Here is a 10196-nt window from a genome sequence, read left to right as displayed (position 1 = left end):
CCCGTCGGGCGAGCCTGATCTGGCGAGCGGCGCCGGTGAGGCATCGGAGAGCGCCGAGGCGGGAACCGCTCCTGCGGCAGAACGCGCTGCGCGCCCGACCGAAGTGGTTTCATCCACCGCACTGCCTGAAGACTTCAACCCCGAACTTCCCCGGCACGGCTCGTCGCTTTTCGGCGAACTCAAATACGGGCCGGACTTCACCCATTTCGACTATGTGAACCCCGAAGCGCCGAAGGGCGGCGAAGTGCGCTATGGCGCCTTTGGCAGCTTTGACAGCCTCAACGGCTTCATCGTGAAGGGGCAGCCCGCAGCAGGCATCGGCTTCATCTATGACACGCTGATGGCGACAAGCCTGGATGAGCCGGCAAGCGAATATGGCCTCGTCGCGGCGAGCGTGCGCCATCCCAAGGACTATTCCTCCGTCACCTACACGCTTCGCCCGGAAGCGCGGTGGCATGACGGGAAGCCGATCACGCCCGAAGATGTGGTCTGGACGCTTGAGACGCTGAAGAAGAGCCACCCCTTCTACAATGCCTATTACGCGAATGTGGTGAAGGCCGAAAAGACTGGCCCGCATGAAGTGACCTTCAGCTTCAACGAAACGGGCAACCGCGAACTGCCGCTGATCGTTGGCCAGTTGCCCGTGCTGCCGCAGCATTATTGGGAAGGCGAAAACGCGAAGGGCGAGAAGCGCAATTTCAACGAAACGACGCTTGAGCCGCCGCTCGGCTCCGGCCCTTACCGCGTCGCCTCTGTTTCGCCCGGCCGCTCCATCACCTATGAGCGCGTTCCAGATTACTGGGGTGCCGCGCTGCCGGTGAATGTGGGCAGCCATAATTTCGACCGCGTCCGCTTTGAATATTATCGCGACACCACTGTCTCGCTTGAGGCCCTGAAAGCGGATCGCCTCGACTTCCGCATGGAGAACAGCGCAAGCTCATGGGCAACTGCCTATGACATTCCCGCTGTCCGGCGGGGCAATCTCATTCGCGAAGAAGTACCTTCCGCCAATGGCGCCGGGATGCAGGGCTTTGCCTTCAACCTGCGGCGCGAAAAGTTTCAGGATCCGCGCGTGCGCGAAGCCTTCAACTGGGCCTTCGATTTCGAGTGGATGAACCGCAACCTTTTCCACGAGCAATACACGCGCACGGAAAGCTACTTCGCCAATTCCGAACTTGCTTCGAGCGGCCTGCCGGAAGGTCTTGAGCGCGCCATTCTGGAAGAACTCAAGGATGACCTTCCGCCCGAGATTTTCACCAAGGCCTATGAGATGCCGGTGACGGATGGCAGCGGCAACAACCGCAGCAATCTTCGCCGCGCAGCCGACCTTCTCGATGCAGCAGGCTGGAAGATTGAAGACGGCAAGCGGCGCAATTCGAAGGGCGAGGTTCTCAATGTCGAGTTTCTCATCGACTCTCCAACCTTCGAGCGTGTCATCGCGCCTTATCAGCAATCGCTGAACCGGCTCGGCATCACCTCCAGCATCCGCAATGTCGATGCCGCGCAATATCAGCGCCGCACGGATACGCGCAATTTCGACATCATCATCCAGACATTTCCGCAGTCACTCTCTCCCGGCAATGAGCAGCGCGAATTCTGGGGATGCGAGGCCGCAGAGGCGGAAGGGAGCCGCAATGTCATCGGCATTTGCGATCCGGCCATTGAAAAGCTGATCGAGCGCGTGATCTATGCGAAGGACCGCGAGGCGCTTGTCGCTGCCACGCGCGCGCTTGATCGCGTTCTGCTGGCCGGCCATTACGTCGTGCCGCAATGGCACCTCACCTATAATCGCGTCGCCTACTGGTCGCGGCTGAAGCACCCGGAAAATATGCCGTCCTATTCCATCGGCTTCCCGACGATCTGGTGGATGGCGAGCGATGCGCCTCCACCCGCCCCCGCAGATGAGGCGAGCGAAGCGGAATGAGCATCATCCCGCGTCTCACGCGTCGCGACATTCTGGCGCTTGGCGGGGGTGCCCTGGCTGCAAGCATGTTGCCGGGCAGCGCGGCGCGCGCAGGCGAGAAGCGGCATGGCATGTCGATCTTCGGCGAGCTTAAATATCCGCCGGGCTTCAGCCATTTCGACTATGTGAATCCGAAAGCGCCAAAAGGCGGCACCTTCTCGCAGGTCGGGCCGACCGTCGCCTTCAATGCCTCCTTCTACACATTTGACACGCTGAACGGCTACATATTGCGCGGATCCGCGCCGCAAGGGCTCGACCTCATCTTCGACACGCTGATGGTGCGCGCCTATGACGAGCCAGACGCGGTTTACGGGCTTGTCGCGGAAAGCGTCGAAGCATCTGATGACGGCAGGAGCCTTACCTTCCATCTGCGTGACGGCGCCTATTTCCATGACGGAACACCGCTCACCGCGGATGATGTCGCCTTCTCCATTCTGCTGTTGAAGGAAAGGGGGCACCCGCTGATCTCGCAAAATCTGCGCGAGCTTGAGGATGTTCAGGCGCGTGGGGAGCGCGTCGTCGAGATTACCTTCACGGGAAACCAGACGCGCGACCTGCCGCTTTTCATTGCCGCCGTGCTGCCGATCTTCTCGAAGCGCTATTACACCGAGAACGAGTTTGGCGCATCTTTAACACCGCCGCTTGGCAGCGGGCCCTACAGGATCGGCACTTTCCGGGCAGGCCGCTTCATCAATTATGAGAGGGTTGCGGATTACTGGGCGCGCGACCTCAATGTGAATGTCGGAATGTGGAACTTCGACCGCATCCGCTTTGACTATTATCGAGACCGCACCGCGCAGTTCGAAGCCTTTGCCTCCGGCCAGTATCTCTTCCGTGAAGAATTCACCTCCAAAACATGGGCGACGGAATACAATTTCCCCGCCGTGCGGGATGGCCGCGTGAAGCTGGCGGAACTGCCGGATGAGACGCCCTCCGGCGCGCAGGGCTGGTTCCTCAATATGCGGCGCGAGAAGTTTCAGGACCGCCGCGTGCGCGAGGCGCTGACCCTTGCCTTCGATTTCGAATGGACCAACGCCAATATTTTCTACGGCCTCTACAAGCGGACCGAGAGCTATTTCGAAAACTCGCCGATGAAGGCGACGGGTGCGCCGGATGCGGAAGAGCTTGCGCTGCTTGAGCCATGGCGGGACAAGCTGCCGGAAGATGTGTTTGGCGAGGTCGTCTCGCCTCCCGTCAGCGATGGATCAGGTCAGGACCGGCGGCTTCTGCGCCGCGCCGCCGCGCTGCTCGATGAAGCGGGCTGGACCGTGCAGAACGGCAAGCGGCGCAATGCGGCGGGTGACATTCTCTCACTCGAATTTCTCGACAATGATCCGATGGTCGAGCGACTGACCGCACCTCTGGTGAAGAATCTCCGCCTGCTTGGCGTTGATGCCACCATTCGCCTTGTCGATTCATCCCAACACCAGCAGCGTCGTGATAATTATGATTTCGACGTGATGCTCCAGCGTTACTCGCTGAGCCTTACGCCGGGCATCGAGATCCGATCTTACTGGACGAGCGAGTTTGCGAGCGTGCCGGGCGGGCGCAATCTTTCCGGCATTGCCGATCCTGTGGTGGATGCGCTTGTGGAAAAGGTGATTGCCGCAAAAACGCGGGAAGAACAGATCATAGCGGCGCGCGCACTTGATCGCGTGTTGCGCGCTGGCCATTACTGGATTCCGCAATGGCACAAGAATGTTCACCACATTGCCTTCTGGGATAAATTCGCCTGGCCCGATACGAAGCCGAAATATCATCGTGGCGTTCTGGCGACCTGGTGGCGCAGTGAGGGCGAAACTGATCTTCCTGCCTTCGAAGCCGGTTCCGAGGATTGACGCTGAATGTCTGCCTATATTCTCCGCCGTCTCCTTCTGATGATCCCGACCATTTTCGGCATCATGCTTGTGAGCTTTGCGCTCATCCAGTTTGCGCCGGGCGGGCCGGTGGAACGCATCATCGCGCAGCTTCAGGGCACTGAAGTTTCAGCGACAGCGCGTATCGGCGGGTCGGCAGGGGGCGACTTCTCCGCTCAGGCGCAGATGACGGGCGCCGACGCTGCAATGAACAGCAAATATCGCGGCGCGCAGGGTCTCGACCCGGAGTTCATCAAATCGCTCGAAAAGCAGTTCGGCTTCGACAAGCCTGCCCATGAGCGTTTCGTGAAGATGATCTGGGATTATGCGCGCTTCGAGTTCGGCGAGAGCTATTTCCGCGATGTGAGTGTGTTGAGCCTGATCGCAGAAAAACTGCCTGTTTCCATTTCGCTCGGCCTCTGGACGACCATCCTCACCTATCTCATCTCCATTCCGCTTGGCATTCGCAAGGCGGTGCGGGACGGAACGCCCTTCGACACATGGACGAGCGGGGCCATCATTATTGGTTATGCAGTTCCGGGCTTTCTCTTTGCCGTGTTTCTGATCGTGCTGTTTGCGGGCGGTTCCTATTGGTCGGTCTTTCCGCTGCGCGGCCTCACCTCTGACAATTGGGAAAGCCTCAGCCTTGCCGGCAAGGTGCTCGACTATCTCTGGCACATCATTCTGCCGATAACGGCCATGGTGATAGGCTCCTTTGCCACAACGAGCCTTCTCACCAAGAATTCCTTTCTCGACGAGATCAAGAAGCAATATGTGGTGACGGCGCGCGCCAAAGGGCTTTCGGAGCGGCAGGTGCTTTATGGCCATGTCTTTCGCAACGCCATGCTCATCATCATTGCAGGTTTCCCCGGTGCCTTTATCGGCGCCTTTTTCACCGGCTCGCTGCTGATCGAGCAAATCTTCTCGCTGGACGGGCTCGGGCTTCTCTCTTTTGAAAGCATCGTCAATCGCGACTATCCGGTCGTCTTTGCGACGCTTTATATCTTCGGCCTGCTTGGCCTTGTGATGACGCTGATCAGCGACCTTGCCTATACATGGGTCGATCCGCGCATCGACTTCGAGACCAGGGAGGTCTGAGATGCGGCTTCCCTTTCTGAGCTTCCCGCTTCCCGGCTCCGGTCGCCGCCCGATGAGCCCGATCAATCAGCGGCGCTGGCGGAACTTCAAAGCGAACAAGCGCGGTTTCTGGAGCCTCTGGCTTTTCGCTGCGCTTTTCTTCCTCTCGCTCTTTGCTGAGTTCATTGCGAATGACAAGCCGCTCTTCCTCACCTATCAGGGCGAGGTCTATTTCCCCGTTCTCGTCTCCTACCCGGAAACAACCTTTGGCGGCGATTTTGAGACGGAAGCGGATTATCGCGATCCTTATGTGAAAGATCTCATTCGCGAAGCGGGCGGCGTCATGGTCTGGCCGCTCATCGAATATTCCTATCAGACGATCAACCTCAACCGTCGCGCGCCTGCCCCGCCCTCTGCCGATAACTGGCTCGGCACGGACGATCAGGGACGCGATGTAACGGCGCGGCTGATCTATGGTTTCCGCATATCTGTTCTTTTCGGGCTGATCCTCACGCTTTTCTCTTCTGTCATCGGCGTGGCGGCGGGTGCGGTGCAGGGATATTTCGGTGGCTGGACAGACCTTCTCTTCCAGCGCTTCATCGAAATATGGACGAGCGTGCCGCAGCTTTATCTGCTCATCATCATCGCTTCCATCATCGAGCCGAATTTCTGGATTTTGCTCGGCATATTGCTGCTCTTTTCATGGGTGGCGCTTGTGGGCGTGGTGCGAGCGGAGTTTCTGCGGGCGCGCAATTTTGAATATGTGAATGCGGCGCGCGCGATGGGGCTTTCCAATGGCCGCATCATGTTCCGGCACTTGCTGCCCAATGCGATGGTGGCGACGCTGACCTTCATGCCCTTCATTCTAAATGCCTCGATCACGACACTGACCTCGCTCGACTTTCTAGGCTTCGGCCTGCCGCCCGGTTCGCCCTCGCTTGGCGAGCTGCTGCAACAGGGTAAGGCGAACCTTCAGGCGCCCTGGCTTGGCCTTACCGGCTTTTTCTCCATCGCCATCATGCTCAGCCTTCTCATCTTTGTCGGCGAAGCGGTGCGCGACGCCTTTGATCCGCGCAAGGTGCTGCAATGAGTGCGCCGCTTGTCGATGTCCGCGACCTCTCGGTTGCCTTCAACGCCGATGGAAAGGAGGTGCTGGCCGTTGACCGCATCTCCTTCAACATCAAGCCGGGGGAGACGGTGGCGCTGGTGGGCGAGTCGGGCTCCGGAAAATCTGTCTCCGCGCTCTCGATCATGCAGCTTCTTTCCTATCCGCAGGCATCGCACCCTTCGGGCGAGATCATTTTCGAGGGGAAAAATCTTGTCGGCGCAGGCGAGAAAACAATGCGGAGTATTCGCGGCAACAAGATCACCATGGTCTTTCAGGAGCCGCTGACCTCGCTCAACCCGCTCCACACGATTGAGCAGCAGGTGGGCGAGGTGCTGATCGAGCATAAGGGGATGCGCGGCCCTGCCGTGCGGGCGCGCGTGCTGGAACTTCTCACCCGCGTCGGCATTCCCGATCCGCAGGAAAGGCTCGACGCCTATCCGCATCAGCTTTCCGGCGGGCAACGCCAGCGCGTGATGATTGCCATGGCGCTTGCCAATGAGCCGCAGCTTCTGATTGCGGACGAGCCCACCACCGCACTCGACGTGACAGTACAGGCGCAGATATTGAAACTGCTGATGGACCTGAAGCGCGAGACAGGCATGGCGCTCCTTCTCATCACCCATGATCTCGGCATCGTCCGCAAGATGGCAGACCGCGTCTATGTGATGACGAAAGGCAAGGTCGTCGAGCATGGCACCGCGCGCGAAGTTTTCGCCGGGCCGAAGCATGAATATACGCAGCACCTTCTCGCTTCCGAGCCGAAGGGCCGCTCGCTTGGCGCGCCCTCGGACGGGCCGGTTGTTATGGAAGCGGACAATCTCAAAATCTGGTTCCCCATCCGGCGCGGTTTCATGCGGCGTGTCGTCGGCCATGTGAAGGCGGTGGACGGTATTTCGCTGAAGCTCCGGCGCGGTCGCACGCTGGGCGTTGTCGGTGAATCCGGTTCCGGCAAGACGACGCTCGGCCTTGCACTGATGCGGCTGATTTCGAGCGAGGGTGACATCCGTTTCGATGGTACGCTCATTCAGGGGCTGAAATCAAAAGAGATGCGGCCCCTTCGCCGCAACATGCAGATCGTGTTTCAGGACCCGTTCGGATCCCTAAGCCCGCGCATGTCTGTTTCGCAGATCGTGGGCGAAGGGCTTGAGGTGCAGCACCCGGAGATGAGTGCGGAGGAGCGGCGGGCCCGCGTTTCGGCGGCACTCGAGGAAGTGGGCCTTCAGCCGGACATGCAGGACCGCTATCCGCATGAGTTTTCCGGCGGGCAGCGCCAACGCATCGCCATTGCACGGGCGATGGCGCTGAAGCCGCGCTTTGTCATGCTGGATGAGCCGACCAGCGCGCTTGATATGTCGGTACAGGCGCAGATTGTCGATCTCCTGCGCGAACTGCAGCGCAAGCATGATCTTGCCTATCTCTTCATCAGCCATGACCTCAAGGTCGTGCGTGCGCTGGCAGACGATATCATCGTGATGAAGGGCGGCAAGGTGGTGGAAGCGGGAAGCGCGGATGACATTTTTGATCGCCCGCAAACCGACTACACAAAGGCGCTGATGGCAGCGGCCTTCGACCTTGAGGCGGCGCCCGAAAATATTGTCTCGGAATAGTTATCGGCGCGGCAGGCGCTTGATGCTGGTGACATGGCCCGATGGCGAACGGGCAATGCGCGTTAGTGCCGTATCGAGTCCTTCCACCGCCACGCGCATATGGAAGGCATTGGCGTGCAGAAGATGGCGGCTGTCCACCATGATGCCGACATGGCCTTTCCAGAAAACAAGATCGCCGCGCTCAAGCGCGGTGAAGTCGATGGGCTCGGGCAGCGCCTCACCCAGCGTTGCTTCCTGCATGTCGGTATCGCGAAGCGACGAGATGCCCGCGCGCTCCAGCGCCATCTGCACAAGGCCGGAGCAATCAAGCCCCATACTGTCGCGCCCGCCCCAGAGATAGGGCACGCCGATAAACTCTTCCGCCACGGCCACGAAATCACGCGCATGGGTTTCAATGGGGGCGAGGTGGTTGGTGAAGACCCAGCCGCCACCATCAATCTCGCTGAAATTATCCTTCGCGCCCGTGACACGCAGTTTTGCGTTCATGGAAAGCGGCGTAGCGGGCCGGGTTTTCAGATCGGGCTTCGGATAGATAAAGGTGCGCAGCGCCGCGACACTGTGCGTTGAAGCAGCAGGGCGCGCGGCGAGCGATTTCGCATCGACATAGCCGACATAATCATCAAGCACCGCCTGCCCCCAGGCCCAGCCATTCCGCTCATCATAGACGCGGAACACCTCACCGAAGAGAAGCTGCGTATCCATCGGTGCGTCGGGTTCCGGGGCGCGCAGAAGCGGCAGGTTCGGCACGGCGACGCGCCTGTCCACGCCTTCGACGAAACGCTCGGCCTTTACCTCACCGCGCAGATGAGCCGCCGCGATATCTTCCCGATAGGGATTGAGACGACGATCCGGCGCGCGCGTAGGTGTCATGCAACAAGGCCTCGCGCAGAACGCATGATGATCTCTGCGAAATCTTGCATGAAGGCTGCCCCTTTCGCCGTGCGCTGCACGAGAACATTGCGGCGGTCGGCTTCATCGCGCATCCGTTTCAGAAGATCAAGCCCGCCCAGCGTGTCGAGCGCGCGCGTGATGGCAGGCTTCGAAACACCAAGCGCGGCGGCAAGGCCTCTCACGGTATGTGGCGGCGGATCGAGATAGACAATGAACATGATCGCCAATTGCCGGGATGAAAGATCCGGCCCTTCTCTGCGAACCGATTGAAGCACCACATCATGCCAGAGCGACAGGACCTGGACAGGTTTCAGCGCCTCCGCTCCAGACGGTAAAATTTCCGGCATGGCGTCCCCCCAACGCTGCTCCGAAGATGCCCCACCCCTACAGGGCCTGCTTCCAGTCTAGCGACGGACGCATGGCGGGCAAGTGTGCGAGAAAGTTCATCCGCCATATCGCCGCTTGAGAAGGTGATAAAGCGCGCGGATGCCCTGTGCCTCGCCCCCAGTGGGACGGCCGGGCTTCGGCTTCGGCGACCAGCCATAAATATCGAAATGGACATGCGCCCGCGCCTTTTCCACGAAGCGGCGCAGGAAAAGCGCTGCCGTGATGGAGCCGGCGAAAGGCCCATCTGACACATGGTTCACATCGGCGATCTTGCTCTCAAGCCATGAATCATAGGGCTTCCAGAGCGGCAGGCGCCAGAGCGGGTCGGACATGGCCTCTGCCGCAGCGGCGATCTCTCCGGCAAGCGCGTCGTCATCCGTGTAGAAGGGCGGCAGGTCCGGCCCCAGTGCCGTGCGCGCCGCGCCGGTGAGCGTTGCCATATCGATGATGAGATCGGGCGCTTCGCTGTCTGCTTCCGCCAGCGCGTCGGCAAGGACGAGGCGGCCTTCCGCATCCGTATTGCCGATTTCGACCGTGATGCCCTTGCGGCTTGGCAGCACATCGCCGGGGCGGAAAGCATTACCCGATACGCTGTTTTCGACGGCGGAGATAAGAAGGCGCAGCCTGATATCGAGCTTTGCCTCCATCAGCATCTGGGCGAGAGCGAGCACGGAGGCAGCGCCGCCCATATCCTTTTTCATCAGCAGCATGGCGCTTGAGGGCTTTATGTCGAGGCCGCCCGTATCAAAGCAGACGCCCTTGCCGACCAGCGTGACCTTTGGCGCATCGGTCCGGCCCCAGCGCATGTCGATGAGCCGCGGCGCAACGGCGGCCGCGCGGCCAACGGCGTGCACCATCGGATAGTTTTCCTTAAGAAGCGCCTCGCCCTCAATGGTGCTGAACTCCGCGCCATGCGCTTCCGCCACTTTCGCGGCAGCAGCGGCAAGATCGGCGGGGCTCATATCATTTGGCGGCGTGTTGATGAGATCGCGCACAAGGAAGGTTGCCCGGGCAAGGCGGCTTACTTCTTCACCATCCACCCCTTCCGGCAGCATGAGGCGCGGCCATTCGCGTGCCGAGCCTGAATAGCGGGTGAAACGATAGGTGCCGAGTGCATAGCCGAAAGCGGCCTTCGCAGGGTCGCCTGAAAAGGCTCCGGCAAAGCGATAGTCACCAAGCGGAAGGGCAGGCGGCAATGCGCCGGTGACAAAGGGGTCCGACCCGTCGCCAAGGCCGAGCAACACGCCGGAAAGCCCGCCTGCGCCATCCGGCAGAAGCAGCACCTTGCCGGCCTCCCCCTTGAAACC

General features: G+C 60.3%; 8 protein-coding genes. 5 read left to right on the top strand and 3 right to left on the bottom strand.

Going from position 1 to position 10196, the window contains the following annotated elements:
* Positions 1-19: 19 nt before the first annotated feature.
* From WBF74_RS14035 to WBF74_RS14015, 5 genes are read left to right on the top strand one after another with little or no spacing between them, the layout of a single operon-like run.
* Positions 20-1924 (top strand): extracellular solute-binding protein, encoded by a 1905-nt coding sequence (locus WBF74_RS14035; RefSeq protein ID WP_424440992.1) that lies wholly within the window; start codon positions 20-22, stop codon positions 1922-1924.
* Positions 1921-3801 carry an extracellular solute-binding protein gene (locus tag WBF74_RS14030; protein ID WP_424440990.1) on the top strand — a complete coding sequence of 627 codons (1881 nt, stop codon included), beginning with the start codon at positions 1921-1923 and terminating at the stop codon, positions 3799-3801. Before WBF74_RS14035 ends, WBF74_RS14030 begins: the two co-directional genes overlap by 4 nt.
* A 6-nt stretch (positions 3802-3807) precedes the next feature.
* Positions 3808-4917 carry a microcin C ABC transporter permease YejB gene (locus WBF74_RS14025; protein WP_424440988.1) on the top strand — a complete coding sequence of 370 codons (1110 nt, stop codon included), beginning with the start codon at positions 3808-3810 and terminating at the stop codon, positions 4915-4917.
* A gap of 1 nt (position 4918) precedes the next feature.
* The gene (locus WBF74_RS14020) at positions 4919-5986 is read left to right on the top strand and encodes an ABC transporter permease (protein ID WP_424440986.1); all 1068 of its coding nucleotides are present in this window, start codon (positions 4919-4921) and stop codon (positions 5984-5986) included.
* Positions 5983-7611 carry an ABC transporter ATP-binding protein gene (locus WBF74_RS14015; protein ID WP_424440984.1) on the top strand — a complete coding sequence of 543 codons (1629 nt, stop codon included), beginning with the start codon at positions 5983-5985 and terminating at the stop codon, positions 7609-7611. The genes WBF74_RS14020 and WBF74_RS14015 overlap by 4 nt, the downstream gene beginning before the upstream one ends.
* Here WBF74_RS14015 and WBF74_RS14010 read toward each other — a convergent pair whose 3' ends face one another.
* The 3 genes from WBF74_RS14010 to WBF74_RS14000 all read right to left on the bottom strand — a co-directional run.
* Positions 7612-8481, bottom strand: a complete 870-nt coding sequence (locus WBF74_RS14010; protein ID WP_424440982.1) for a C40 family peptidase — start codon at positions 8479-8481, stop codon at positions 7612-7614.
* Positions 8478-8849, bottom strand: coding sequence for a MarR family transcriptional regulator (locus WBF74_RS14005; protein ID WP_424440980.1), 372 nt, complete (start codon positions 8847-8849; stop codon positions 8478-8480). Before WBF74_RS14005 ends, WBF74_RS14010 begins: the two co-directional genes overlap by 4 nt.
* 96 nt (positions 8850-8945) lie before the next feature.
* On the bottom strand, positions 8946-10196 hold a 1251-nt coding region (locus tag WBF74_RS14000), incomplete at its 5' end, for a leucyl aminopeptidase family protein (RefSeq protein ID WP_424440978.1).

It is taken from the genome of Parvibaculum sp. (assembly GCF_049672805.1).
GTDB lineage: Bacteria > Pseudomonadota > Alphaproteobacteria > Parvibaculales > Parvibaculaceae > Parvibaculum.
Note: the sequence above shows the minus strand (reverse complement) of the source record. Positions and strands in the feature narration are given on the sequence as shown.